Below are 24,658 nucleotides of genomic sequence, written 5' to 3'. Positions count from 1 at the left end.
TTATATGAGCATATGAGCTTGTCCGCCGATCAGACTGTCGAAGCCCTCCGCGCCGCCGGCGAACCCACCCGTTTACGCCTTCTGTCGCTGCTCGCGAGCGAAGAACTGTCGGTCATGGAAATGTCCCGCATTCTGGACCAGAGCCAACCTCGGGTGTCTCGCCATCTCAAGCTGATGACCGACGCCGGGCTGATAGAGCGCTTTCCCGACGGCGCCCGCGTCTATTACCGTCTGTCGCATGACGCCCAGGCGCGCCGGTTGATCGACACGGTGCTGGACATCCTGGCCGAGGATGCCGGCGAGGCCGATCATCGGCGACTGGACGAAGTCCGCAAGGACCGCGAGGAAGCCGCCGCCAGCTATTTCGAACAGGTCGCGCCCCAGTGGGACCGGCTGCGTTCGCTCTACGTAAGCGAAAGCGCTGTCGAGGCGGCGCTGGAAAAGGCTGTGGGGCCCGGCCCCTTCGAACGCGTCGTCGATCTGGGCACGGGCTCGGGTCGGATGCTGACCCTGTTCGGCAAGAAGGCCAAGATGTCGGTCGGGCTGGACCTCAGCCAGAACATGCTCAACATCGCCCGCACCAACGTCACCAAGGCGGGCGTGGAGCAGGTCGAACTGCGCCACGGCGACATCTTCGCCACCCGCCTGCCTGCCGCCAGCGCCGATCTGGTAATCGTGCATCAGGTGCTGCACTACCTGTCCGATCCGTCCGCCGCCGTCGCCGAGGCCGCGCGTCTGGTCAGCCCGGGCGGCCGCCTGGTCATCATCGACTTCGCCCCGCACGACTTCGAACATATGCGTGAGGCGCATCAGCATCGCCGCCTGGGCTTCTCCGACAGCGAGATCAACGGCTGGCTGGTCGACGGCGGCCTGACGCCATCGGCCCCCATCGCCCTGCCCCACGACGCCGAGGGCCTGACCGTGACCATCTGGACGGCGGAACGCCGCGTCCAGGACAGAAAGACCGCCTGATGGCCTCCTCCGCCTCCCTCAACCTGGCCGACGCCCGCGCCCTGTTGCTGTCGCCGCTTGGCCCCGTCGCCCGCGCCGGATCGAACCGCGACGCCGTGCGTGTCTCGTTCGAATTCTTTCCGCCCAAGACCGATGAGGCCGAGGCCAATCTGTGGAAGGCGATCCGCCGTCTGGAGCCTCTCATCCCCGCCTTCGTCTCGGTTACCTACGGCGCCGGCGGTTCGACACGCGAGCGGACCCACCGCACAGTTCAGCGCATCATCACGGAAACTTCGCTCCGCCCCGCCGCCCACCTGACGTGCGTCGAGGCCAGCCGGGAAGAAGTCGACGAGGTCATCGAAGGCTATAAGACTATCGGCGTCGACCACATCGTGGCCCTGCGCGGCGATCCGCCCGGCGGCGCCGGCATCGGCGGGGTCTATCAGCCGCGCGCCGACGGCTATGCCAACGCCACCGAACTGACCGCCGCCATCAACCGCATCGGCGGCTTCGACGTCACGGTCGGCGCCTATCCCGAACGCCACCCCGAAAGCCCATCCATCGACTACGACATCGAGGTGCTGAAGGCCAAGGTGGATGCCGGCGCCACGCGCGCGGTCAGCCAGTTCTTCTTCGATATCGACGCCTTCCTGCGGTTCCGCGACCGGGTGCGGGCGGCGGGCGTCACCATCCCCCTGATCCCCGGCGTCATGCCGGTGTCCAACTTCGCCGGTCTTCAGCGGATGTGCGGCGCGTGCGGCGCCAGCATTCCCGACTGGCTGAAAGCGCATTTCGACGGCCTGGACGACGATCCTGAGACCCGCAAACTGCTGGCCGCCTCGGTCGCCGCCGAGACCTGCGCGCGCCTGCAGGAAGAGGGTTTCTCGGACTTCCACTTCTACACCCTGAACCGCGCCGACCTGGTCTATGCGATCTGTCGCGTTCTGGGCGTGCGCGAGACGGCGGCAGCTCAATGACCGCTTCTCTAACTCGGGCAGAACGCATCGCCGCCCTGCATCAGGCGGCCAAGGAACGCATCCTGGTCCTCGATGGCAGTTGGGGTGTCATGATCCAGCGTCGCGGGCTGGACGAGGCGGACTTTCGTGCGGACCGCTTCGTCGCCGCCAACGGCTATGACGAGAAACACCAGATGAAGGGGAACAACGACATCCTCTGCATCACCCGGCCCGATGTCATCGCCGACCTGCACGACCAGTATTTCGCCGCCGGCGCCGACATCAGCGAAACCAACACCTTCTCCGGCACCACCATCGCCCAGGAGGACTACGCCCTAGACGCCCAGGCGGTATGGGACATCAATCTGGAGGGCGCGAAGCTCGCCCGCGCCTCGGCCGATCGCTGGACGGAAAGAGAGCCGCACAAGCCGCGCTTCGCCGCCGGCTCCATCGGCCCGCTAAACAAGATGCTGTCGATGTCGTCCGACGTGAACGACCCCGGCGCCCGCAGCGTGACCTTCGACCAGGTCTATGAGGCCTATCGCCATCAGGTGAAGGCGCTGAACGAAGGCGGGGTCGATCTCTATCTGATTGAAACCATCACCGACACGCTGAACTGCAAGGCCGCGATCAAGGCGATCAAGGATTTGGAAGACGAGGGGCTAGACGCCCTGCCCATCTGGATCAGCGGCACCATCACCGATCGCTCGGGCCGCACCTTGTCGGGCCAGACGGCTGAGGCCTTTTGGAACAGCGTGCGCCACGCCAAACCTTTCGCCGTCGGTTTCAACTGCGCCCTGGGCGCCGACCTGATGCGCCCCTTCATCGCCGAGCTGAGCCGCGTCGCCGACACCCTGGTCGCCGCCTATCCCAACGCCGGCCTGCCCAACGCCATGGGCCAGTACGACGAAGAACCGCACGAGACCGCCCACTTCATCGAGGAATGGGCCGCGTCGGGTTTGGTCAATATCGTCGGGGGCTGCTGCGGCACGACGCCGGACCACATTCGTCACGTCGCCGAAGAGGTCGCGCCGCTGAAGCCCCGCGCCATCCCGGAACGACCGGTGGCCCTGCGTTTGTCCGGCCTCGAACCTTTTGAATTGGTAGCGTAAGTGCGTCCTGTCTTCATCAACGTCGGCGAACGCACCAACGTCACCGGTTCGGCCAAATTCCGCAAGCTGGTGGTCGAGGGCGACTATTCGGCGGCGCTGGACGTCGCCCGCCAACAGGTCGAAGCCGGCGCCCAGATCATCGACGTCAACATGGATGAAGGGCTGCTGGACGGCGTCGTCGCCATGCGGACCTTCCTGAACCTGATCGCGGCCGAGCCCGACATCGCCCGCGTGCCGGTGATGATCGACAGCTCCAAGTGGGAGGTGATCGAGGCGGGCCTTAAGTGCGTCCAAGGCAAGCCCATCGTCAACTCGATCAGCATGAAGGAGGGCGAACAGGCCTTCCGCGACCATGCGATCAAATGCCTGCGCTACGGCGCCGCCGTCGTGGTCATGGCCTTCGACGAGGTGGGCCAGGCCGACACCGCCGCGCGCAAGATCGAAATCTGCACACGCGCTTATGACATTCTGGTCAACGAGGTCGGCTTCCCGCCCGAGGACATCATCTTCGACCCCAACATCTTTGCCGTGGCGACCGGGATTGAGGAGCATGATAACTACGCCGTCGACTTCATCGAGGCGACGCGGGAGATCAAACGCACTCTCCCCTATGCTCGCGTCTCGGGCGGGGTGTCGAACGTCTCGTTCAGCTTCCGCGGCAACGAGCCGGTGCGCCGCGCGATTCACAGCGTCTTCCTGTACCACGCCATCAACGCCGGCATGGACATGGGCATCGTCAACGCCGGCGACCTGCCGGTCTATGACGACATCGAGGCCGAGCTGCGCGAGGCGGTCGAGGATGTGATCCTGAATCGGCCGCAGCGGACCAATGTCTCGAACACCGAGCGGCTGGTCGACATGGCGCCCCGCTACAAGGGCGAGAAGGGCCAGGCCCGCGTCGTCGATCTGAAATGGCGCGAGCAGCCGGTCGGCAAGCGGATCGAACACGCCCTGGTCAACGGCATCACCGAGTTCATCGAGGCCGACACCGAAGAGGCGCGCCTGGCGTGCGAGCGCCCGCTGCACGTCATCGAAGGCCCGTTGATGGACGGGATGAACGTCGTCGGCGACCTGTTCGGCTCGGGCAAGATGTTCCTGCCGCAGGTGGTGAAGTCCGCCCGCGTAATGAAACAGGCCGTCGCCTGGCTGGAGCCCTTTATGGAGGCCGAAAAGGCCGGCAAGCCGCGAGAGCAGGCGGGTCGAATTCTGATGGCGACCGTCAAGGGCGACGTCCACGACATCGGCAAGAACATCGTCGGCGTCGTGCTGCAATGTAACAACTACGAGGTCATCGACCTGGGCGTCATGGTCCCGGCCGACCGCATCCTGGACGAGGCCAAGGCTCACAACGTCGACATCATCGGTCTGTCGGGCCTGATCACGCCGTCGCTGGACGAAATGGTCTTCGTCGGCGCCGAAATGGAGCGGCGCGGCTTCGACATACCCCTGCTGATCGGGGGCGCCACCACCAGCCGCACACATACGGCGGTCAAGATCGAGCCCGCCTACCGCCGGGGTTCGACCACCTATGTCGTCGACGCTTCGCGCGCCGTCAGCGTCGTTTCGGGCCTGCTGTCCAAGACCGAGCGCGCGAAGAACGAAGCCGCCACCCGCGACGAATACATTCGCATCCGCGAGCAATATGCCCGCGGCCAGGAGGTGAAGGCCCGCGCCACCCTGGCTCAGGCGCGCGAGAACCGCTTCCGCATCGACCCCGCCCAGCCCATGCCCGGCAAGCCAGCCTTCTTTGGTGTGAAGGCGTTTGACGCCTGGGACCTGCAGGATCTGGCCGACCACATCGACTGGACGCCCTTCTTCGCCAGCTGGGAGCTGATCGGCCGCTATCCGCTGATCCTGGACGACGAGATCGTCGGCGAGGCCGCGCGCGACCTGTTCGCCGACGCGCAGGTCATGCTGAAGCGGATCATCGACGAGAAGTGGTTCACGGCCAAAGGCGTCGTCGGCTTCTGGCCTGCGCGCGCCGACGGCGACGATGTCATCGTCTTCGCCGACGAAGGCCGCGACGCCGAGATCGCCCGCTTCCATACCCTGCGCCAACAGATCAAGAAGTCGAACGGCAAACCGAACCTGGCTCTGTCCGACTTCATCGCGGATGAGGGCGACGACTATATCGGCGCCTTCGCCGTCACCGCCGGTCACGGCGAGCTGGAAATCGCCAAACGGTTCAAGGACGCCGGTGACGACTATTCCGCCATCCTCGCCACCGCCCTGGCCGACCGTCTGGCCGAGGCCTTCGCCGAACGGCTGCACAAAGAGGTCCGCACCACCCTGTGGGGCTATGCCGCCGATGAGACGGCCGATATCGATGCTCTGATCGCCGAACAATATCAGGGCATCCGACCTGCCCCCGGCTACCCGGCCCAGCCCGATCACACGGAAAAAGCCACCCTCTTCCGCCTGCTCGACGCCGGAAACCACGCCGGCATGGCCCTGACCGAAAGCTTCGCCATGACGCCCCCGGCCTCCGTGTCGGGCCTCTATTTCGGCCATCCCGGCAGCCACTATTTCGGCGTCGGCAAGATCGATCTGGACCAGGTCGAGGACTACGCCCGCCGCAAGGGTTGGGACGTCCCCACGGCTGAGCGCTGGCTGGCGCCCATCCTCAACTACGATCCCTACGCCGCCAAACGCGAAACGGCGGCTTGAGCCGGGCTCAAGCCGCCGTCTGTCATCGGGTAACCGCCGAACCGGTCAGTTGATGCCGACGCTCTCCAGCGTGGCGGGCGGCGTAGTGATGTTGTCGCGCAGGCGGCGCGCGGCGTGCTCGCAGCGGCCCGGCAGACCGAAGAACAGGCCGAACGACTGGCTGCGCGCCTCGGCGTCGGGGTTCGCCATCAGCGGGGCCCACTGCGCCTTGACGGCGGCGACGGCCTGCTCGGCCTCGGCCTTCGAAGCCGCCGATTGGCGCGGCGCGGCCGCCGCCAGGGCGCTGCGGAAATCCTGGGCTTCGAGACGGCCCAGACGCACCAGCTCGACATCCTCAGGCGCGCGCGACGTCAGCGTCTCGCCCAGATCGGCATGGCCCGTCACCAGGGCATCGCACCACGCCACCAGCGGATAGTCGGCGCTCGGCGCGCCCCGCGGCAACGGCCGTGCATAGGCGATGGCTTCGCGCGTCTTCAACGCGTCGGCCGTCTCGCCCGAGCGATTACCCGTCACGATCGGTCCGTCCTGAGTTTGAGCGACCGCCGCGCCGGCAGCCAGCAGCGACAGGACCGACAGTCCGGGAACGACAAATTTCAGCATGATCTTCCTTGAAGGAGCGCGCCGCAAACAGGCGACGATCCATAACGCTCGCCTGCCCGAATGGTTTTTCTACGGCGCCGCTTAAACGAAAAAGGCGGCGGAGCGTTGCTCCGCCGCCTCAGTCTTGTGTCGTTGACCGGCCTTAGAACTTGGCGGTCAGACCGACGTAGTAACGGCGACCCAGCACGTCGTAGGTCGACGGGTCGGTGTTGGCCTGAACGCCCGGAACGAAGACGTTCGGCTGTTCGTCGGTCAGGTTGTTCACACCGCCACGCAGCGACACCGTGTCGTTGATGGACCACGAACCGTTCAGATCGAAGTAGTCGATGGAAGGCAGAACCTCGGTGGTGTTGATCACCGTGATTTCGCCAACCCGACGCCAGCGTGCGCCGACCGAGAACGGACCGCTCGCCCAGGTCACCGAGGTCAGGGCTTTCCATTCCGGGAAGGTGTTGCCGAAGGTGCTGTCGATGGTGCCCGTACGGTCAGTGAAGGCGCCGCCTTCGACGACGTTGTCTTCATAGTTCTCCAGCCAGCTGATGACCGTGTTGAACTTCAGACGACCCCAGTCACCACCACCGATGTCGGCGATGTTGACGGCCCAGTCGGCCTGGAAGTCGACGCCAGACGTCTTGATCATGCCAAGGTTGGCCTGATTTTCAATCGCGCCGACAATGTTGCCGGAAAGAGGATCGCGGCTGAACAGCTGGCAATAGCTGTTGGCGTTGCTGAAGGTGGGGTTTTCGCCGGTGACGTTGAAGCAGCCGGCCAGCGAGTCGTCGGCCGCAATCGATCCGATCGCGTCGGTGATTTCGATGTTGTAGTAGTCGATCGAAGCCGAGAAGCCCGACAGCCAGGGCGACGCGAACTGCGATTGATACACCAGACCGGCCGACCAGCTGTCCGACGTCTCTTCAAACAGGTTCGGGTTACCGCCGGTGCGGCTTTCGACCTGGTTGTTGGAGAAGGTGTAGCGATCGATCGCCTGAGCCGAAATGCCTTGCGCCAAGCACAGTGCACGGACGGCGGCGGCGTTCGACCCCTGGCGGAAGCTGCTGCGGATGTCGCAGGGATCACCGCCCGTGCCCGTCGCCGACGGCGCGCCGATGCTCGGGAAGTTCGTGCTTGCGGTGGCGAACAGTTCGCCGATCGAAGGTGCACGGACCGAGCGGCTATAACCGCCACGTGCGCGCAGGCCGCCAGCGACAGTCCAGTCTAGCTCCGCACGATAGGCCTGCGTACCGCCAGCGGTGCTGTAGTCGGCGTAACGATAGCCGAGGTTCAGATCCAGTTGCTCGACAAAAGGCAGATCCGAGAGCAGCGGGACCAGCGCTTCGATGAACAGTTCCTTGGAGTTCGTACCACCGCTCAGCGAAGGCGTCGGGTTGAAGCCGGCGATTTCCGAACCACCGACGTTGCCGCCGTCCGGCTGGCCATTTGCGCCCAAGTGAGGCGTGACGGCGTTCTGTTGAGCGAGCGAGGAGTCCGCGCCGAAGGCGAAGTCGTCTTGGCGATACTGAGCGCCGAGGGCGACACGAACTTCACCGGCCGGCAGATCGAACGCCTTGCCTTGCAGCGACGCTTCAATGACGCGTTGTTCGGTCACGGTCGAGTTACGCGCCGAACGACCGATGTAGTTGATGCACTCCGCCGACAGGTCCGTCACGCCAAACGGATCGAAGCCGCCCGCGCAAAGGCTGCGACCACCGTCCGCAGCGTCCAGCAGTCGCTGAACCGACGAGCGAGACACGTTGCCGGTTTGAGTGGTCGTATTGGAAACGCGGCCATACGAACCGTAAACGTCGTAAGTCCAGGTGCTTTGCGGAACCTGACCACGGACGCCCGTGGTGATCTGATAAATGTTGTACTCTTCCGTCGAGTGGCGACCGCCCAGCGAGGTGAAGCGCTTGTTCAGCAGGAAGGAGCCGTTCGGATTGGCACGGGAATTCAAAAACGTTCGGAGATCAGCCGTGATGAACGGATTAGTCGCCGGGACGCGGAAGCCGGTGCCGCTGGCCGCAGGGCTAGCCGCCAGTTCGGTGTCGGCGACATACTGGGTGAACAGCGCATTGGCATAGACCTCAGCGTTGTCATTGATCTTGTAACGGCCGCCACCGTAGACGTTGTAACGGTCAAGCGGCAGTTGCAGATAGTTCAGCGGACCTGTGTTGAACGTATAGTTGGCGCCGGGCGCCGTGTATTCCGCGCCGGCTCCAGCCGGATTCTTGACGTTCAGCTTGCCGGTATACGAGAACAGGGTGTTGTCATCGTTGAAACCGAACGCGCCCGTTTCGACCAGGGTCGGGCTGTTGAAGTAAGATCTGACCAAAGCCAGGCTTGGCAGGTTGTTGCTATCGAAGATCGTCGAACCCAGGGGCGAGGTGCCCGAAGGACCCGACACCGCCGAGAAGTCACGTGCTGCGTTGAAGATCACGTCGCGGGTCGAACGGCCGAGCGACAGCACCATGTTGCCGCGGTCATCGTCGAAGTTGCCGCCGACGGTGACGGAGTAGCTTTCGGTCTTGCCGTCGCTGCGATCGGTTTCACCGTATTGGGCGTCGACCTGAACGCCCGAGAAGTTCTCGTCTAGGATGAAGTTCGCGACGCCAGCCAGGGCGTCCGAACCATAGGCCGCCGAAGCGCCGCCCGAGATGACTTCGATGTTCTTGATCAGGGCAGTCGGGATCAGGTTGACGTCAACCGAACCGTCCGAGTTCGACGGCACGACGCGACGGCCGTTCATCAGAACCAGCGTGCGGTTCGAGCCGAGGTTACGCAGGTTGATGTTGGCCTGGCCGCCATTGGACGGGTTGTTCGAGGTCGACGAGATCGACGGTGTGAACTGCGGCAGATCGTTGATCAGGGTGTCGATCGTGACCGAACCCGTCGCCTGGAAGTCTTGGGCATCGACGGTGACGATCGGGCTGGTCGAACGATAGTCCTGACGCGCGATGCGCGAACCCGTAACGACGATCTCGCCGACGTCGGTCGCTTGGTCGTCAGCCGACTGTGCGAACGAGGGCGTAGCGGCCATCGCCAAGGCGGCGCCGCCGATGATCGTGGTTGCCAGCAGGCCGCGACGATATCTGTTGGTGTTCAAGGCTTGTTCTCCCAGAAGAGCCAAGATCGTAAGAAACGAACTGCTCAATACATTAGCCATTTGCCGACCATGCGATCGGTTGGGCGCGAGAGCATACCAACGCAGGCAGCAAGTCCAGCGAGAAGGTGGCGCTTGAACACATTGGAGACACGCCTGTCGCAAAGACGACACACCATAGTCGCCACAGCGACATCGGACACGACCCGAATTCTAGTGATATACTGGCCGCCAACTTAATCAGACGAAGAAGATTATGCCCCGTCCATACGAAAGACACGCCAAAAAAATCGCCGTTCTATCGGTTGCATCGGTTATTTTTGCGTCAAACCAAGCTCTAGCGCAGCAAGGTTTTTCTTCGTCAGGGAGCGACTTGGTCGGAGCCGTGACGCAATGCACGACGATCGCGGCCGATGCCGCCCGACTGGCGTGTTTCGACGCCGCCGCGGCTCGATTGTCGGCCGCCGGCGAGGTTGCGATCGTCAGCCGGCAGGATGTGGAACAGAATCAACGTCGACTGTTCGGCTTCAACGTTACGGGCTTGAACCCCTTCGGCGGCTCAGGAGAATCCGAAGAATTGCAGTCCATCTCGGCGACGATGACATCAGCCCGAAACCTCGGCCGGGGCGAATGGTCCATCACGCTGGATGATGGCTCGGTATGGCGAAAGACCGACGGCGTGGATGTGCTATTTTCGGCGAACCGGCAGTATCCGGTGACCGTGCGCAGGGCGGCGTTGGGAAGCTACATGATGAAGGTGGCGAACGATCCGCCTTTCCGGGTCCGCCGCGAATAGGTCGCTAGCGTTGGATCATCACTCGCGCCGCATAGGGTGCGGGCTCCGGCGTGCAGGAGGCGGCGATCAGTTGCACCGCGGCGAGACACAGGATCGCCGCCGCGACGAACGGAAGCCGATTTGATACAGCGTTGGCGATCGAACGGGCCATTGGGGCGCTCCAGGCATGATTACCGAGACGTTAACGCAAGCTCTGCGCCAAACGCGGCCGTGACGATGATCCCGTTCGTAAGGACGTTCGACTTCGCCTATGGGCGGCGCGATCAGGTGTCGCCTTTGATCCAGCGGGTGATCGCCGACAATCCGGGGCCTTTCACCTTCACCGGGACGGGGACCTATATCGTCGGCCGGCCGGAGGCAGGCGCCGAGGTCGCGGTGATCGATCCGGGGCCGCTGGATGAAGCGCATCTGGCGGCGCTGTTGGCGGCGGTCGAGGGGCGGCGCGTCAGCCATGTTCTGGTGACGCATACGCATCGGGATCATGCGCCGCTGGCCCGGCCGTTCGCCGAGGCGACCGGAGCACAGATTGGGGCGGCTCGGCCTCCGGTGCGGGAAACGCATGCGTCGGGTGCGCTCGATGAAGATGACGATGCCGACTTCGCGCCCGATGTGGTGCTGACGGGCGGCGAGATGATCGCGGGCGACGGCTGGACGATCGAGGCGATGTTCACGCCCGGCCATGCGTCAAATCACATGGCGTTCGCTCTGAGCGAGGAGAACGCGCTGTTTTGCGGCGACCATGTCATGGGCTGGTCGACGACGGTCGTGGCCCCGCCGGATGGGAGCATGCGCCAATATATGGCCAGCCTGGACGCGGTGATCGCACGCGACTTCGACGTGCTGTGGCCGACGCATGGAGCGCCGGTGAGGCAGGTGCGGCCGTTTCTGGAGGCCTATCGCGCGCATCGGCTGGAGCGGGAGGCGCAAGTGCTTCAGCGGCTGGCGGCGGGGGATCGCATGATCGCCGAGATGATCCCGGTCCTTTATGCGGCCGTGGATCAAAGGCTGTGGCCGGCGGCGTCGCTGTCGGTCCTGGCGCATCTGATCAAGCTGGTCGAGGACGGCGCGGCGATCAGCGACGGCGCGCCCGGCCTGTCGGCGCAGTTCCGGCTTGCCTAGCGTGCCGCTTCCAGGTTTCGGGTGATCTTCGCGGCGAGGCGGCAGGTGGCGCCGCCGTCGGGACGGCTGCCGCGTGCGGCGACGCGGATGTCGGTGCGGCCGGGGCGGATCCGAACGACCGCGTCGGTGGCGAAGCCGAACCAGGCGCCGGCGTGCACGGCTTCGACTTGGAAGGTTGTCGCGCGGGTGACGACGAAGCCGGCGTCGACCAGCGCCGAGGTCGCCTGCTGGGCCAGAACCTGGGTCGGGATGGCGTCCACGCCGTCACAGGTCTGCGGCGCGCCGCTGCGCACGCCGGCGGCGCGCGGCAGGGCGGGGGGCTCATTTAGATTGGTGCTGACGTCACGTGGATGAGGCGTCGCATCCTGGCCCTGACGCAGCACGAAGCCGGCGACGGTCCCGCCCGCCAGAACCAGCGCCGCCAACGCATAGATCCCCCTGCCCTTCAGATCGCGCAGCGCCAGCACCGCCGCCGTCAGAGCCGCCGCCAAGCCGACCCAGGCCAGGAGGCGCGCCACGGTCCAGGTCAGCAGGTCATAGCCGATCGCCAAATCGAGCCCGCCGAACCGCGTCGCCGTAACGGCCGCCACGACCAGCACGAAGGGCGCCGCCGCAAGCGCCGTCAGCCAGGGCAGAATGGCGGGAACGGGCTTTCTGGTCGGCATTCAGGCTCCGGTTCTCACTTAGGCAGCGGTCGGCAGACGATAGTCCTTCATCCGGTCGCGCAGAAGCTTCTTGTCGATCTTGCCGGTTGCGCCCAGCGGGATGTCGTCCACGGCGATCACGTCATCGGGCATCCACCATTTGGCGATCTTTCCGGTCAGGAAGTCCAGATGCTCCTGCTTGTCCAGCGTCTCGTCGGGCTTCAGCTTCAGGATCAGCACGGGCCGTTCGTCCCATTTGGGGTGAGGCGCGCCGATGACGGCGGCGATCTCGACCTTGGGGTGACCCACGGCGATGTTCTCGATCTCGATGGAGCTGATCCACTCGCCGCCCGACTTGATCACGTCCTTGGCGCGGTCGGTGATCTGCATGAAGCCCAGGTCGTCGACCGTGGCCACATCGCCGGTATCGAAGAAGCCTTCGTCGTCCAGGATCGAGCCGTCTTCCTTGAAGTAGGCGCGGCTGATCGTCGGCCCCTTGACCATCAGACGACCGAAGGTCGCGCCGTCGTGAGGCAGTTCGGCGCCCGCCTCGTCCTTCAGCTTCAACTCGACGCCCAGCGGCGGCACGCCCTGCTTCAGGCGGTATTTCATCTGCTCGTCGTACGAGAGCTTCAGGATTTCGGGCGGCAGGTTGGCGATGGTGCCGATGGGCGAGGTCTCGGTCATGCCCCAAGCATGAGTCACCTCGACGCCGAAATCGTCCTGGAAGCCGCGGATCAGGCTTTCGGGGCAGGCCGAGCCGCCGATCAGCACGCGTTTCAGGGTCGAGAAGCCCAGACCGTTCTGTTTCATGTGGGCGAACAGTCCCTGCCAGACGGTCGGCACGGCGGCCGAGAAGGTGACACCCTCCTGTTCGATCAGCTCATAGATCGACTGACCGTCCATCTTGGCGCCCGGCATCACCAGCTTGGTGCCGGCGGCGGGGCCTGCGAAGGCGATGCCCCAGGCGTTGGCGTGGAACATCGGCACGACCGGCAGGATCACCTCCTTAGGCGTGGCGCCCATCACCGTGGCCTGAAGGCCCATGAAGGTGTGCAGGAAGTTGGAGCGGTGCGAATACAGCACCCCCTTCGGATTGCCCGTCGTGCCGGAGGTGTAGCAGAGGCCGCAGGCCGTCTGTTCGTCGAAGTCGCCCCAGACCACGTCGGTCGATTGACCGGCGATCGCGTCCTCATAGGCGACGGCCTTGGGCAGCTTCGTCTGCGGCATATGGGCGGCGTCGGTCATGATGACGACGCGCTCGACCTTGGGGATATGCGGCAGGATCGCTTCCAGCAGCGGCACGAAGGTCAGGTCGACGAAAATGATCCGGTCTTCGGCGTGATTGATGATGTAAACCAGCTGTTCGGGGAACAGGCGCGGGTTCAGGGTATGGCACACCCCGCCGATGCCCATGATGCCGTACCAGGCCTCGATGTGGTTGGCGGTGTTCCAGGCCAGGGTGGCGACGCGGTCGCCCGGCTGGACGCCCCAATCCTTCAGCGCGCTGGACACGCGTTTGGCCCGGTCGTGAATCTGGGCGTAGGTCGTGCGGACGATGGGCCCCTCGACCGAGCGCGTCACCACCTCGCGCTCGCCATGCCAGTTTTTGGCGTGGTCGATGATCTTGTCGACCGTCAGCGGCCAGTCCTGCATCAAGCCCAGCATGTCGTATCCTTGTCCCTTGGATGCGTCTGCTTTGATGCGACGCTTGCACCGACGCTAACATCGGTGATCGGCGATAAGCAACGTGACCCAACGTCAACTGGGGCGTCAGCCGCGGCGCGGCGGATCGTCGCCGGTGGCGCTGGCGGCGCGACCGCTCTAGAAGGCCGCCCATGACCATATTGATCGCGATCACGGGGGGCTCCGGCTCCGGCAAGAGCACCCTGGCGGAGGCGCTGGTTTCGGCCCTGCCCGAAGGGTCGGCCGTGCTGGTGCGCGAGGACAGCTATTATAAGGACGCGGCCTCCCTGCCCGGCTTCGACGCCGCGACCTTCGACTTCGACGATGTGACGGCGCGCGATCACGACCTGATGATCGCGGACCTGAAGGCATTGAAGGCCGGGCGCGCGGTGACGGCGCCGGTCTATTCCTTCATCCACCACGGCCGCGAGCCGGGCGGCGAGCCGATCCCGGCGGCCGAGGTGGTGATCGTCGAGGGCACGCACGTTCTGTGCACCCCCGACCTGACCGCCCTGTTCGACATCCGGGTCTTCGTGGACACCCCCGCCGACATCCGCTTCATCCGCCGCCTGCTGCGCGACCAGGCCGAGCGGGGCCGGTCGGCGGATTCGGTCGTGGCGCAATATCTGGCCACGGTGCGTCCGGGCCACGAGCGCCTGACCGAACCGTCCCGCACACACGCCGACTTCATCGTCGCCGACGCGACAGCCGCCGTCCGCCTGGAAGACCCGCAGGCCGTGGTGCGTCTGGCTGCACCGGTCCTGGCCCATCCGCTGCTGCAGGCCCTGCTGGACGATTAGGATTACAGGTCTCAGATGCGGTCTGGCCTATCTGCACGCCGCGTGATCGTGACGATGAAACTGCGCCCTAGCAGCCCCCTCAACCGTCGTCACGCCAGCCCACTTCTCCTGTGTGGAGTGAGGACCGCTTAGATCAGTCCCGCCAGCGGCGACGACGGGTCGGCATACATCCGCTTGGCCATCCGGCCGGCCAGATAGGCGTCGCGGCCGGCGATGACGGCGTGCTTCATGGCGCGGGCCATGCGGATCGGGTCCTTGGCCCCGGCGATGGCGGTGTTCATCAGGACGGCGTCGCAGCCCAGTTCCATCGCGCGGGTCGCGTCGGAGGCCGTGCCGACGCCCGCGTCGACCAGAACCGGCACCTTGGCCTGTTCGACGATGAGGCGAACATTGACCTCGTTCTGGATGCCGAGCCCTGAGCCGATCGGGGCGGCGGCGGGCATGATGGCGGCGGCGCCGGCGTCTTCCAGCCGCTTGGCCATCACCACGTCGTCGGTGCAATAGACCATGACGTCGAAGCCGTCCTTGATCAGCAGATCCAACGCCCGCAGGGTCTCGATCATGTCGGGATAAAGGTGGGCGGTGTTGGACAGCACCTCCAGCTTGACCAGGCTCCACCCGCCGGCCTCGCGCGCAAGGCGCAGGGTTCGGACCGCATCCTCACCCGTGAAACAGCCGGCGGTGTTGGGCAGGAAGGTGAAGCGGTCCGGCTTCACATAATCGACCAGCATCGGCTGGGTCGGGTCCGACAGGTTCACACGCCGCACGGCGACGGTCACGATCTCGGCCCCGGCCGCCTCGGCGGCGGCGGCGTTCTGGGCGTAGTCGGCGTACTTGCCGGTGCCCACGATCAGGCGCGAGTTGAAAGTGCGGCCGGCGACGGACCAGGTTTCATTGGCTGTATCGGTCATAGGTGCTGACCTAGGCCTCTCAGGCGCGCGGGGGAACCCGTCGTAGCCGGATTTGATCTGATCACCCGCCGCCGACGAACTGGACCAGTTCAATACGGTCGCCTGCGGCCACCGGCGTGGCGGCGTACAGGGACTTGGGCACGATCTCGAGATTGCGTTCGACGGCGACCTTGCGCGGATCCAAAGACAGTTCCTCGACCAGGGCCAGGATGGTGGCGGCCTGGACCTGACACGGCTCGCCGTTGAGATGGATCTGGTGCACGCGCGTTCTCCCTGACCTTCGCCTCGCCGACCGTCGCGCGTCAGATAGACGGTGACAGGCCGCTTCGCCAGACTGTGCGCTCAGCCCGCCTCGAACAGGAAGGCGCCGACCGCAACGGCCAGGGCCGCGAAGGTCGCCACCACGGTTCTCAGGATCAGTTTGCCGTCCTGGCGCATCCTCGGCGCTTCCCTCAGGCTGTCCCGACCAGGGACGATGGCGGCCGGCGCTGCGAAATCCACGCCATCGCACATAACGTTGGGGAAGGTTCGACGCCGCGAGCGTTTGACCCACGCCCTGCGTCCGCTAAAAGGCCCCTCTTGCGCCGCGCTGCGCCGGATCGATTCTGGAACCATGGCCGAAACGCCCGTCATCCATGTGCTGAACGGCCCCAATCTGAACCTGCTCGGGGTTCGGGAGCCGGACATCTATGGCCGCGACACCCTGGCGGACATCGAGCAGCGCTGCGTCCGGGCGGCCGGCAAGGCGCAGATCGTGTTTCGCCAGACCAATCATGAAGGCGTGCTGGTGGACTGGATCCAGGAAGCGCGCGAAGGCGCGGACGCCCTGATCCTCAATCCGGCGGCCTATGGGCATACGTCGGTCGCGCTGCACGATGCGTTGAAGACGCTGTCGATCCCGGTGATCGAGCTGCATCTGTCCAATCCGGCGGCGCGCGAGGCGTTTCGCCATCACTCCTATGTGTCCTCCGCAGCGACCGGCGTCATCGCCGGCTTCGGCGCGGCGGGCTATGAACTGGCCGTTCAGGCGGCCCTCACCCAGGTTCGGGAACGCGGCTGAGCCCCGTCCCGTTTATCAAAGACCACGAAAGACAAGGCGCAACTGCAATGGCCGATGACAAGAAACACGCCGAAATCGACGCCGCCCTGGTTCGCCAGCTGGCCGAGATCCTGAACGAGACCGATCTGACGGAAGTCGAAGTCGAGCGCGGCGAACTGCGCATCCGCGTGGCGCGCGAAGTCACCGTCAACGCCGCCCCGGTTCAGTACGCCGCCGCCCCCGCTCCGGTCGCCGCTGCGCCCGCCGCCGCTGCTGCGCCGGCCGCCATGCCGTCGGATCCCGCCACGATCGTCGCCCGCGCCGGCGAAGAGGTGAAGTCGCCGATGGTCGGCACCGCCTATCTGCAGGCCTCGCCGGAGGCCCCGGCCTTCGTCCAGCCCGGCGACAAGGTCAAGAAGGGCCAGACCCTGCTGATCGTCGAAGCCATGAAGACGATGAACCCGATCCAGGCGCCGCGCGACGGCGTTGTGGCCGAAATCCTGGTCGGCGACGCCCAGCCGGTCGAGTTCGGCGAACCCCTCGTCCTGCTGGAAGCCTAAGCCGTGTTCACGAAGGTCCTGATCGCCAACCGCGGCGAGATCGCGCTGCGCATCCACCGGGCGTGCAAGGAGATGGGCATCTCCACCGTCGCCGTGCACTCCGAAGCCGACCGCGGCGCCATGTGGGTGCGGCTGGCCGACGAGAGCGTCTGCATCGGCCCCGCCTCGGCCGCCAAGTCATATCTGAACATCCCCTCGATCATCGCGGCAGCGGAAATCACCGGCGCCCAGGCGATCCACCCCGGCTACGGTTTCCTGTCCGAAAACGCCCGCTTCGCCGAGATCGTCGAGGCCCACGGCATGACCTTCATCGGTCCCAAGCCCGAGCATATCCGGGTCATGGGCGACAAGATCAGCGCCAAACAAACGGTCAAGGACGCCGGCATCCCCGTCGTCCCCGGCTCGGATGGCGAGGTCGAGACCGTCGAGGCGGCGATCGAGGCGTCCAAGTCCATCGGCTTCCCCCTGATCGTCAAGGCGGCGGCGGGCGGCGGCGGACGCGGCATGAAGGTCGCCCTGACGCCTGACGATCTGGTCGAGGCGGTCCAGACCGCCCAGTCGGAAGCTCTGGCCGCCTTCGGCAACGGCGCCGTCTATATGGAGCGCTACCTCCAGAAGCCACGCCACATCGAAATCCAGGTCATCGCCGACAGCCACGGCAATGTCGTGCACCTGGGCGAGCGCGACTGCTCGCTGCAACGCCGTCACCAGAAGGTGCTGGAAGAGGCCCCCTCGCCCGCCCTGTCGGCCGAGGGTCGCAAGAAGATCGGCGAGACGGTCAACAAGGCCATCGCCGCCATCGGCTATCTGGGCGTCGGCACCATCGAGTTCCTGTGGGAGGACGGCGAGTTCTTCTTCATCGAGATGAACACCCGCCTGCAAGTGGAGCATCCGGTCACGGAAATGATCACCGGCGTCGATCTGGTGCGTGAACAGGTGCGCATCGCCGCCGGTCTGCCGCTGTCCTTCACCCAGGAGGACATCCACTTCGAGGGCCACGCCATCGAGGTGCGGATCAACGCCGAGAACCCGGAGACCTTCACCCCGTCGCCGGGCAAGATCACCGACTTCCACGCACCGGGCGGCCTGGGTGTGCGCTTGGATAGCGCCATCTACGCCGGCTATTCGATCCCGCCCTATTACGACAGCCTGATCGGCAAGCTGATCGTCCACGGTCGCGACCGCGAAGAGGCCATCGCGCGCCTGAAGCGTTCGCTGAACGAGGTCGTCATCGGCGGCGTCGATACGACCATCCCCCTGTTCCAGAAGCTGCTGGCCGAGCCGGACATCCTGTCGGGCGACTACGACATCCACTGGCTGGAGAAATGGGCGGCCCGTCAGAAGGGCGACGCCTGATTTTCTTTTCGTCATTCTCGGCCTTGTGCCGAGAATCCATAAACTCCGTCTTCGACGCGGTGTGCCGCTCGCAGCACCGGGCGTATGGATCCTCGCCACAAGGGCGAGGATGACGGCCTTTAGGAATAGGCGATGACCGACCCCGATTTCAGCGCCAGCGGGCCTTTCGGCGGTTTCGGCCCCGAGGACCTGCTGGCCTGTTACGCCCGGGGCGTGTTTCCGATGGCCGAGGCGCGCGACGATCCGCGCGTCTTCATCATCGAGCCGGAACAGCGGGGCGTCATTCCGCTGGACGCCTTCCACATCCCCAGCCGCCTGCGTCGCACCGTGCGGGGCGAACCGTTCGAGGTGCGGGTCGACACCGCCTTCGAAGCGGTGCTGGACGGCTGTGCGGCGGCGCAAGGGCCGGATCGCGAAGACACCTGGATCAACGGCCCGATCCGGCGGCTGTACGCCGCCCTGTTCGCCATGGGCTTCGTCCATTCCATCGAGTGCTGGCGTGACGAGCGGCTGGTCGGCGGGCTTTATGGCGTGTCGCTGGGCGGGGCCTTCTTCGGCGAGAGCATGTTCAGCCGCGAGCGCGACGCCTCCAAGGTCGCTCTGGTGCATCTGGTCGCGCGCCTGCGAAAGGGCGGCTGGACCCTGTTGGACGCTCAGTTCCTGACCGACCATCTCAGCCAGTTCGGGGCGGTAGAGACCTCACAGGCGGCCTATCTGGAGCGGCTTCAACCGGCGCTTTCGGTCAGGCCGAACCAAAGAGCGTTGCGCGCGCCCCTGACCGGCGCAGAAGCCGTCGCCTCGGCCAGCGCCTAGTCTGTCCGGACACGATTTGAGGCCTGTCCCGACAGGTTCGGATTGGCGTCTTCTCACGGTCTGACGGTCAATGGCGGCATGACCCAGACCCCGCCCAAAGCCCCGCTTCGCCCGTCCTTTCTTCGCGAGGTGCGAGAGATCGCCCTGACGCTGGTCTTCGCCATCATCCTGGCGCTCGCGATCCGCATCGTCCTGTTCCAGCCCTTCACCATCCCCTCGTCGTCGATGGAGCCGGGGCTGGTGACCGGCGACTACATCGTCGTGTCGAAATATCCCTATGGCTGGAGCACGGCGTCTCTGCCGTTCAATCCGGCGATGTCGCCGGGACGGCTATTCGGACGCGAACCGAGGCGCGGCGACGTGGTAGTGTTCCGCCTGCCGCGCGACCCCAGCGAGGCCTGGATCAAGCGCGTCGTCGGCCTGCCGGGCGATACGGTTCAGGTGCGGGGCGGCGTCGTCTTCGTCAATGGCGATCCGGTGCGCCAGACCCGGCTGGATATCGTCGCCGATCACGATGCGCCGCAGCGACGGGTCCAGCAGGTGCGCGAGACCCTGGCCGATGGACGATCCTATGTCACCTACGACGGCGGGCCGGGTCTGCCGGGCGACGACACGCCTGTGCGCCGCGTGCCGGCGGGCCATTATCTGATGATGGGCGACAATCGCGACAACTCGCTGGACAGCCGCTGGCCGCCCGAGATCGGCGTCGGCCTGCTGCCGGCCGAAAACATCATCGGCCGGGCCGAGGTGGTGCTGGCCTCATGGAAGCCGGGCGCAGGCCTGTTCAAGCCCTGGACGTGGCTGAACCTTCAGTGGGACCGATTCCTGGTCCGCATCCGCTAGCGTGCGCGGTACTCATCGAAGCTGACGACGCCGTCGTGATTGCGGTCCAGCCGGTCGAAATCGGCGCGGGTGGGCGACGACTGGGCCAGGGAGGGCGCGGCGACGGCGCCCAGCGCCAAGCCCGCGACGGCGGCGGCCAGCAAAGGTCGCCAGCTCAGGCGGGGCTGAGGACGCGCGGATGACGTCGCGTTCAACTCGGCGTCTATGAAGCGGCGAATGGCGTCGCTGGCCGTCCGCCCCTCGTCACGGCACCGCGCCATGAAGGCGGTCTTGGTCGCGTGAGGCAGTCGGATTTCGACCGTTTCGGTCTTCTTGGGCGGCTTGTTGCGATCCATGGCGCGCCTCCTCGCGGCGTCAGAGCTTAGTTCTTACAGCCGACGACCCAGGCGTCGTAGTAGGGGTTCTGGATGCCGCTGACGGCGGGCGACGAGGCGAACATCCAGCCGCGGAAGATCTGGCGGCCTTCCTGCCGGCCGCGCGCCTGAAGCGAGACGTCCATATAGGCGATGGCGTCTTCGGTCAGTTCGTCGGGCGTCGTCACCTCGCACGCGCGGGCCGCGAAGATCAGATTCTGGTTGAAGCGCACGGGGCGACCGCCGACCTCGACCTCGAACTTCATCGTCTCGGCGGTGACCTTGTCGATGGCCTGGATGATCGCGAACTTGCGACGCTGGCGGCGCGCGGGCGTGGCGGGCTGGTCAATGGCCTTGGTCGCGACGGGCTTTTCGGCCGCGACCTCCGCCTCGGCTTTTTCCTCGACGGCGGCGTCCTCGGCGATGACGACGTTGGGCGGCGGGGCCACGGCGACCGGAGAGCGCGGAGCCGGCGCGCCCGCAGGCGGCGTCTCGGTCGGGACCGAGGGCTGGGCCGGGGTGGTGCGCAGAATGTCGCCGATCGGATCCTGGACCGGACGCGCATCGCGCGGCGCGTCCTGAAGCACGCTGGCGGTCACCGCGCCGGCGCTCAGCACGGCCGCGACGGACGCCGCGCCCAACAGGATGCGGCGCATTTTCACTCGGGCGTCCAGGCCTGATAGTCGCCGGTCGCGGCCGGGCGCTTGGCGTCGCCGGCCAGCGAGCCGGGCGGACGCCAAGCCAGGGGCGTGCCGGTCAGATTGGGCAGATGCTCCTTCTCCCAGGCGCGACGCGGCAGCGGCTGCTCGGTCGGCGGCTGGTCGAAGGTGTAGTGCAGCCAGCCGTGCCAGTCGGGCGTCACCTTGGACGCCTCGGCATAGCCGTCGTAGATGACCCAGCGACGCTTGCGGCCGTCGTAGCTGACGTTGTCGCGGCTCTCGTAATAGCGATTGCCGTTCTCGTCCTGGCCGACGAAGCGACCGCGCTTGGCGATGGTGAACCGGGTGCCGATCGTGGCGCCCTCCCACCAGCCGAAAATCTTGCTCAACACGTCGTGGAATCCAACCGTAAGGGGTCGCCGGAAAGGGAGCGGCGTCTGGTGCGGATCATAGAAACCCACGCCCTCTTCGTCCAGCGTTCAAGCGACTTGCGGTGAATCGATATCTTGTGGGCAAACCCGCCCTGCGACACCAGATGTATTGGCTAAGTCGCGTGTGCATCTTAGGCTTCTCCAAACCTTTCGGAGAGACGCCGCCATGCGCTTTCAATCCGGCTTCGCCGCTCGCGCCGAACGAGTCGCGATGGAGACCCGCGCCATCGAGCGCCCATCCGGCGTGCAACAGGTCCTGACCCCCGCCGGCTGGTCCGACGTCCGGATCGAGGCCTGGCTGGACTGGATCGAGGCGAAAGGGTTCGCAACGCCCCTTTCCGGCGACTGGCTGAACGGCGGCGTCGACGCCTGGGCGCAGCGACTGGCCGCGACAGGCGTGGCCGAGGGCGTGTTCGACCGGGCCGAGGCCGCCGCGTTCGTCGAAGAGCTGTCGGGTGTCTTCAGACTGGGCCTGGCGGCGCCGGCGGCGTCCGGACCTGCGGCCGTCGGCGTCGTCGACCTGAACGATCCCGGAGCGGCGGCGCGGCTCAAGGCGCACGCCGGGCGGCGCGCGGCCGCGCGTCTGGGGGCCCGGGCGGCCGACGCCCTGGCCGAGGCGCTGGCCGGCGTGGCCGATGCGGTCGATCGCTGCGAAGGCCCGCGCGGCGACTGCGGCGACCCTTCGCGCAATCCGGCCCTGGGCCGTGCCGCGGCCCTGGCGCGGCGGTGCGGCGCCAGCGACGCCGATATCCTGAGAGCCATCGACGGCGAACGGCCCGCGCTGGCCCTGGAGCCGATCGCCGAAGGCGCGCCTTTGGTCGCCCTGGCGGACCGGACCCAGATCGCGGCGGGCGCGCCCGAAGCCTTCTTGGCAGCCGCGGCGGCGCTGGACGGCGGTCTGATCGTCGCCTTCGATCCGCGCGATGCGGAGGCCGCGACGGCGCAGACTGCGCGGGCCTTGATCGACCTAGGCGCCGTCCTGGCGCTCGACGGAGACATGCCGACCAATCTGGCGGATCTGATCCGCCTGCTGACGGTGGCGCTGGACTTACAGTCCGCCCACCCCGGTCCCATCGCGCTGGGATTGGACGGCCTGCTGGAGGCCCTCGCGGCAGACGACGACCGCACGTCTCAGGCGCAGACGTTCGCGGAACTGGTTGCGGCGACGGCAGCCCAGACCTCCTCCGAACTGGCGAGCCTGCGCGGCCCCTACCCCGACTGGGAAGACCCGGAGACGCCGCGTCGCCATTCGGCCATCGGCCTGCTCGTCGACGATGCAGAGGCGCGGCTGCGATTGGGCCTGGGCCGCGTCGCGGCGGTCGACGTGTTCCAGACGGCGGACGGCGAGATCGGTCGCCGGCTGCACCCCGCGCTTGCTGCGGCCATCATGGCGGCGGGCGGCGATGTCCAGGCGGCGGAGCGGTGGACGTTCGGTCGCCGCACCCTGGTCGAGGCGCCAGGCATCGACCACACAGCCTTGCGCGCCCTGGGCTTCACCGACATCGAACTGGCCGCCATCGAGACCGCCCTGGGCTGGGCCGAGGATTTCGACACGGTCTTCGCCGCCCCCGTCTTGGACCCCGGCTTTATCCGCGACGTCCTGGGCGTGGAAGACGGCGATGGTCTGCTGCTGACCCTGTTGGGCGTGTCGGAAGAGGCGGAGACGGCGGCGACGCGCTGGGTCTTCGGTCATGGCGATCTGCGCGACTGGCCCGAGGCGCCGGGCAGCGTCGCCGCCCTGCTGGCCGATCCGGCGGCGGCGGCGGCCGAGCTGCGGCGCGCCGTCGAGCCGTTCAGCGACATGCCGGACCTCGCGATCGAATCGATGGACTGGCGCACGACCTCCACCCAGGCCGCGCGCCTGTTGAGCCAGGGGGCCCTGGACGGCCGTCGCGCCCTTCGCCTGTCGCGCGCCGCGCCGCCCGCCGGCCCGCTGCTCTCCCTGCCGCCGCTCGACGCCGTCCGCCCTGAACCTGCCCGCGAAGCGCCCCGCCCGGCTCCGACGGAACGGGTCGTCGAACGCGTGGTCGAGCGCGAACGCGCGCGCCGCAAACTGCCCGACCGGCGCAAGGGCTATATCCAGAAGGCCGCCGTCGGGGGCCACAAGGTCTATATCCACACCGGCGAGTATGAAGACGGCGAACTGGGCGAGATCTTCATCGACATGCATAAGGAAGGCGCCGCCTTCCGTAGCCTGATGAACAACTTCGCCATCGCCATCTCGATCGGCCTACAATACGGCGTGCCGCTGGACGAGTTCGTGGACGCCTTCGTCTTCACCCGGTTCGAGCCCGCCGGCCGGGTCACTGGCAACGATTCCATCAAGTCGGCGACCTCCATCCTGGACTACATCTTCCGCGAACTGGGCGTCTCCTACTTGGACCGCGTCGAGCTGGCCAACGCCGAAACGGAGTCGCAGAACCCCGACGATCTGGGCGACGGAAAGCCCGACGCCAACGCGGCCGTGCCCGCCGCCCGCTTCATCTCCAAAGGGTTCGCTCGCGGTTCCGCGCCCGACAATCTGGTCGTCCTGCCCTTCGGCAAGAAGGGCGAGCCGGAAGCCCGCGCCGCCGCCAACAGCGAGGCCGTCGCCTGCCCCGCCTGCGGCGATTTCAGCCTGCAGCAACGCGGCGCCGCCTGGGTCTGCGACACCTGCGGGGCGGCCCCGGCGCTTCAGGGCGGCGATCAGGGCTAGGTTAAGGGTTATGGCCTAGGGTTTGCTGACAGACGATCGAACGTCGGAGCCCGGTCCATGAAACGCACACTTTCTCTCGGCCTGATCGCCGCCCTGCTGGCCGTCGCCGCGCCTGCGCTGGCCCAGAACGCGGGCCAGATCGCCAGCGTGCGACGCGGCGCCTCCTGCGCCGGTTGCAATCTTTTTCAGGGTGACTTTTCGGGGCTGGAGGCGCGGGGCCTGAACCTAGCCGGAGCTCGCCTGCGTCAGGCGGACCTCAGCCTCAGCGTCATGAACCGCACGCGCTTCTCCAACGCCGACATGCGCGACGTCGAGGCCTACGGCGGCGTCTTCTCCGGCTCCAACTTCTCGCGCGCCAACCTGACCAACGCCAGTTTCGTCGGCGCCTATCTGGAGGGCGCCAGCTTCGCCGGCGCGACCCTTTCGGGGACCAATCTGTCGGGCGCCCAGCTGGCGCGGGCCACCGGCCTGACCCAGGCCCAACTGAACCGGGCCTGCGGCGACGGCTCCACCGTCCTGCCTCGGGGCTTGCGCATTCCGGCCTGCTGAGCGGCGCCGACGTTACCTCGA

At 66.4% G+C, this 24,658-nt stretch carries 24 protein-coding genes; 14 read left to right on the top strand and 10 right to left on the bottom strand.

The window, feature by feature from the left end; translation table 11 throughout:
• Positions 1–12: 12 nt before the first annotated feature.
• From E7T10_RS08135 to metH, 4 genes are read left to right on the top strand one after another with little or no spacing between them, the layout of a single operon-like run.
• Complete coding sequence (locus E7T10_RS08135; RefSeq protein WP_137721413.1) at positions 13–972, top strand: metalloregulator ArsR/SmtB family transcription factor; 960 nt, start codon at positions 13–15, stop codon at positions 970–972.
• On the top strand, positions 972–1,928 hold the full coding sequence (gene metF / locus E7T10_RS08130) for a methylenetetrahydrofolate reductase [NAD(P)H] (RefSeq protein WP_137721412.1): 957 nt from the start codon (positions 972–974) through the stop codon (positions 1,926–1,928). The genes E7T10_RS08135 and metF overlap by 1 nt, the downstream gene beginning before the upstream one ends.
• Positions 1,925–3,019, top strand: a complete 1,095-nt coding sequence (locus E7T10_RS08125) for a homocysteine S-methyltransferase family protein (RefSeq protein WP_137721411.1) — start codon at positions 1,925–1,927, stop codon at positions 3,017–3,019. Before metF ends, E7T10_RS08125 begins: the two co-directional genes overlap by 4 nt.
• Positions 3,020–5,686: a methionine synthase gene (metH, locus tag E7T10_RS08120; protein ID WP_137721410.1), complete on the top strand. Its 2,667-nt coding sequence runs from the start codon at positions 3,020–3,022 to the stop codon at positions 5,684–5,686.
• A 45-nt stretch (positions 5,687–5,731) separates the two neighbouring features.
• Here metH and E7T10_RS08115 read toward each other — a convergent pair whose 3' ends face one another.
• A complete protein-coding gene (locus E7T10_RS08115; RefSeq protein ID WP_055808523.1) occupies positions 5,732–6,286 on the bottom strand; it encodes a hypothetical protein in 555 nt (184 codons plus the stop codon).
• A gap of 142 nt (positions 6,287–6,428) precedes the next feature.
• On the bottom strand, positions 6,429–9,386 hold the full coding sequence (locus E7T10_RS08110) for a TonB-dependent receptor domain-containing protein (RefSeq protein WP_371275310.1): 2,958 nt from the start codon (positions 9,384–9,386) through the stop codon (positions 6,429–6,431).
• A 253-nt stretch (positions 9,387–9,639) separates the two neighbouring features.
• Here E7T10_RS08110 and E7T10_RS08105 point away from each other — a divergent pair, with 253 nt between their 5' ends.
• On the top strand, positions 9,640–10,179 hold the full coding sequence (locus E7T10_RS08105) for a hypothetical protein (RefSeq protein ID WP_137721408.1): 540 nt from the start codon (positions 9,640–9,642) through the stop codon (positions 10,177–10,179).
• A gap of 4 nt (positions 10,180–10,183) precedes the next feature.
• Here E7T10_RS08105 and E7T10_RS15735 read toward each other — a convergent pair whose 3' ends face one another.
• Entirely contained in the window at positions 10,184–10,330 is a 147-nt protein-coding gene (locus E7T10_RS15735) for a hypothetical protein (RefSeq protein WP_165116191.1), read from the bottom strand.
• Between the two features lie 65 nt (positions 10,331–10,395).
• On the opposite strand from E7T10_RS15735, the gene E7T10_RS08100 reads away from it, so the two are divergent.
• Positions 10,396–11,298 carry an MBL fold metallo-hydrolase gene (locus E7T10_RS08100; RefSeq protein WP_137722591.1) on the top strand — a complete coding sequence of 301 codons (903 nt, stop codon included), beginning with the start codon at positions 10,396–10,398 and terminating at the stop codon, positions 11,296–11,298.
• On the opposite strand, the gene E7T10_RS08095 is transcribed toward E7T10_RS08100, so the two are convergent.
• Positions 11,295–11,963 carry a DUF1499 domain-containing protein gene (locus E7T10_RS08095; protein ID WP_137721407.1) on the bottom strand — a complete coding sequence of 223 codons (669 nt, stop codon included), beginning with the start codon at positions 11,961–11,963 and terminating at the stop codon, positions 11,295–11,297. The genes E7T10_RS08100 and E7T10_RS08095 overlap by 4 nt on opposite strands.
• Before the next feature lie 18 nt (positions 11,964–11,981).
• Positions 11,982–13,610 (bottom strand): long-chain-fatty-acid--CoA ligase, encoded by a 1,629-nt coding sequence (locus tag E7T10_RS08090; RefSeq protein WP_137721406.1) that lies wholly within the window; start codon positions 13,608–13,610, stop codon positions 11,982–11,984.
• Positions 13,611–13,780: 170 nt separating this feature from the next.
• On the opposite strand from E7T10_RS08090, the gene udk reads away from it, so the two are divergent.
• Entirely contained in the window at positions 13,781–14,428 is a 648-nt protein-coding gene (udk, locus tag E7T10_RS08085; protein WP_039247924.1) for a uridine kinase, read from the top strand.
• A 128-nt stretch (positions 14,429–14,556) separates the two neighbouring features.
• On the opposite strand, the gene E7T10_RS08080 is transcribed toward udk, so the two are convergent.
• A complete protein-coding gene (locus tag E7T10_RS08080) occupies positions 14,557–15,339 on the bottom strand; it encodes a HisA/HisF-related TIM barrel protein (protein WP_039247919.1) in 783 nt (260 codons plus the stop codon).
• Positions 15,340–15,400: 61 nt separating this feature from the next.
• Positions 15,401–15,601, bottom strand: a complete 201-nt coding sequence (gene thiS, locus E7T10_RS08075) for a sulfur carrier protein ThiS (RefSeq protein ID WP_210416065.1) — start codon at positions 15,599–15,601, stop codon at positions 15,401–15,403.
• A 351-nt stretch (positions 15,602–15,952) separates the two neighbouring features.
• Here thiS and aroQ point away from each other — a divergent pair, with 351 nt between their 5' ends.
• The 5 genes from aroQ to lepB all read left to right on the top strand — a co-directional run bounded on the left by aroQ (position 15,953) and on the right by lepB (position 19,950).
• The gene (gene aroQ / locus E7T10_RS08070) at positions 15,953–16,399 is read left to right on the top strand and encodes a type II 3-dehydroquinate dehydratase (RefSeq protein ID WP_137721405.1); all 447 of its coding nucleotides are present in this window, start codon (positions 15,953–15,955) and stop codon (positions 16,397–16,399) included.
• 47 nt (positions 16,400–16,446) lie between these two features.
• Entirely contained in the window at positions 16,447–16,938 is a 492-nt protein-coding gene (gene accB, locus E7T10_RS08065) for an acetyl-CoA carboxylase biotin carboxyl carrier protein (RefSeq protein ID WP_055808514.1), read from the top strand.
• Between the two features lie 3 nt (positions 16,939–16,941).
• Complete coding sequence (gene accC / locus E7T10_RS08060) at positions 16,942–18,294, top strand: acetyl-CoA carboxylase biotin carboxylase subunit (RefSeq protein ID WP_137721404.1); 1,353 nt, start codon at positions 16,942–16,944, stop codon at positions 18,292–18,294.
• A gap of 132 nt (positions 18,295–18,426) precedes the next feature.
• Positions 18,427–19,107 (top strand): leucyl/phenylalanyl-tRNA--protein transferase, encoded by a 681-nt coding sequence (gene aat / locus E7T10_RS08055; protein ID WP_137721403.1) that lies wholly within the window; start codon positions 18,427–18,429, stop codon positions 19,105–19,107.
• A gap of 78 nt (positions 19,108–19,185) precedes the next feature.
• Positions 19,186–19,950, top strand: a complete 765-nt coding sequence (lepB, locus tag E7T10_RS08050; RefSeq protein ID WP_137722589.1) for a signal peptidase I — start codon at positions 19,186–19,188, stop codon at positions 19,948–19,950.
• Here lepB and E7T10_RS08045 read toward each other — a convergent pair.
• The 3 genes from E7T10_RS08045 to E7T10_RS08035 are packed head-to-tail and all read right to left on the bottom strand — an operon-like array spanning position 19,947 to position 21,354.
• The gene (locus E7T10_RS08045; protein ID WP_055808511.1) at positions 19,947–20,285 is read right to left on the bottom strand and encodes an EF-hand domain-containing protein; all 339 of its coding nucleotides are present in this window, start codon (positions 20,283–20,285) and stop codon (positions 19,947–19,949) included. The genes lepB and E7T10_RS08045 overlap by 4 nt on opposite strands.
• Positions 20,286–20,311: 26 nt before the next feature.
• Positions 20,312–20,959: a DUF2155 domain-containing protein gene (locus tag E7T10_RS08040; RefSeq protein ID WP_246845965.1), complete on the bottom strand. Its 648-nt coding sequence runs from the start codon at positions 20,957–20,959 to the stop codon at positions 20,312–20,314.
• Between the two features lie 2 nt (positions 20,960–20,961).
• Positions 20,962–21,354 carry an NADH:ubiquinone oxidoreductase subunit NDUFA12 gene (locus E7T10_RS08035; protein WP_039247905.1) on the bottom strand — a complete coding sequence of 131 codons (393 nt, stop codon included), beginning with the start codon at positions 21,352–21,354 and terminating at the stop codon, positions 20,962–20,964.
• Positions 21,355–21,559: 205 nt separating this feature from the next.
• Here E7T10_RS08035 and E7T10_RS08030 point away from each other — a divergent pair, with 205 nt between their 5' ends.
• Together E7T10_RS08030 and E7T10_RS08025 are read left to right on the top strand one after the other, a co-directional pair.
• Positions 21,560–24,088: a TSCPD domain-containing protein gene (locus tag E7T10_RS08030; RefSeq protein WP_137721401.1), complete on the top strand. Its 2,529-nt coding sequence runs from the start codon at positions 21,560–21,562 to the stop codon at positions 24,086–24,088.
• Positions 24,089–24,145: 57 nt separating this feature from the next.
• Positions 24,146–24,637, top strand: coding sequence for a pentapeptide repeat-containing protein (locus E7T10_RS08025; protein WP_137721400.1), 492 nt, complete (start codon positions 24,146–24,148; stop codon positions 24,635–24,637).
• Positions 24,638–24,658: the final 21 nt, after the last annotated feature.

Source organism: Brevundimonas sp. SGAir0440 (assembly GCF_005484585.1).
In the GTDB taxonomy this organism is placed as follows: Bacteria; Pseudomonadota; Alphaproteobacteria; order Caulobacterales; family Caulobacteraceae; genus Brevundimonas.
The sequence above is the reverse complement of the archived record's forward strand: the minus strand, read 5'-3'. Positions and strand labels throughout refer to the sequence as shown.

Excerpts from the sequence above, each read along its gene's own strand:
- E7T10_RS08135 (WP_137721413.1), top strand. The coding sequence starts at position 13 with ATGAGCTTGTCCGCCGATCAGACTGTCGAAGCCCTCCGCGCCGCCGGC.
- metF (WP_137721412.1), top strand. The coding sequence starts at position 972 with ATGGCCTCCTCCGCCTCCCTCAACCTGGCCGACGCCCGCGCCCTGTTG.
- E7T10_RS08125 (WP_137721411.1), top strand. The coding sequence starts at position 1,925 with ATGACCGCTTCTCTAACTCGGGCAGAACGCATCGCCGCCCTGCATCAG.
- E7T10_RS08115 (WP_055808523.1), bottom strand. The coding sequence starts at position 6,286 with ATGCTGAAATTTGTCGTTCCCGGACTGTCGGTCCTGTCGCTGCTGGCT.
- E7T10_RS08105 (WP_137721408.1), top strand. The coding sequence starts at position 9,640 with ATGCCCCGTCCATACGAAAGACACGCCAAAAAAATCGCCGTTCTATCG.
- E7T10_RS15735 (WP_165116191.1), bottom strand. The coding sequence starts at position 10,330 with ATGGCCCGTTCGATCGCCAACGCTGTATCAAATCGGCTTCCGTTCGTC.
- E7T10_RS08100 (WP_137722591.1), top strand. The coding sequence starts at position 10,396 with ATGATCCCGTTCGTAAGGACGTTCGACTTCGCCTATGGGCGGCGCGAT.
- E7T10_RS08095 (WP_137721407.1), bottom strand. The coding sequence starts at position 11,963 with ATGCCGACCAGAAAGCCCGTTCCCGCCATTCTGCCCTGGCTGACGGCG.
- E7T10_RS08090 (WP_137721406.1), bottom strand. The coding sequence starts at position 13,610 with ATGCTGGGCTTGATGCAGGACTGGCCGCTGACGGTCGACAAGATCATC.
- udk (WP_039247924.1), top strand. The coding sequence starts at position 13,781 with ATGACCATATTGATCGCGATCACGGGGGGCTCCGGCTCCGGCAAGAGC.
- E7T10_RS08080 (WP_039247919.1), bottom strand. The coding sequence starts at position 15,339 with ATGACCGATACAGCCAATGAAACCTGGTCCGTCGCCGGCCGCACTTTC.
- aroQ (WP_137721405.1), top strand. The coding sequence starts at position 15,953 with ATGGCCGAAACGCCCGTCATCCATGTGCTGAACGGCCCCAATCTGAAC.
- accB (WP_055808514.1), top strand. The coding sequence starts at position 16,447 with ATGGCCGATGACAAGAAACACGCCGAAATCGACGCCGCCCTGGTTCGC.
- aat (WP_137721403.1), top strand. The coding sequence starts at position 18,427 with ATGACCGACCCCGATTTCAGCGCCAGCGGGCCTTTCGGCGGTTTCGGC.
- lepB (WP_137722589.1), top strand. The coding sequence starts at position 19,186 with ATGACCCAGACCCCGCCCAAAGCCCCGCTTCGCCCGTCCTTTCTTCGC.
- E7T10_RS08045 (WP_055808511.1), bottom strand. The coding sequence starts at position 20,285 with ATGGATCGCAACAAGCCGCCCAAGAAGACCGAAACGGTCGAAATCCGA.
- E7T10_RS08040 (WP_246845965.1), bottom strand. The coding sequence starts at position 20,959 with ATGCGCCGCATCCTGTTGGGCGCGGCGTCCGTCGCGGCCGTGCTGAGC.
- E7T10_RS08030 (WP_137721401.1), top strand. The coding sequence starts at position 21,560 with ATGCGCTTTCAATCCGGCTTCGCCGCTCGCGCCGAACGAGTCGCGATG.
- E7T10_RS08025 (WP_137721400.1), top strand. The coding sequence starts at position 24,146 with ATGAAACGCACACTTTCTCTCGGCCTGATCGCCGCCCTGCTGGCCGTC.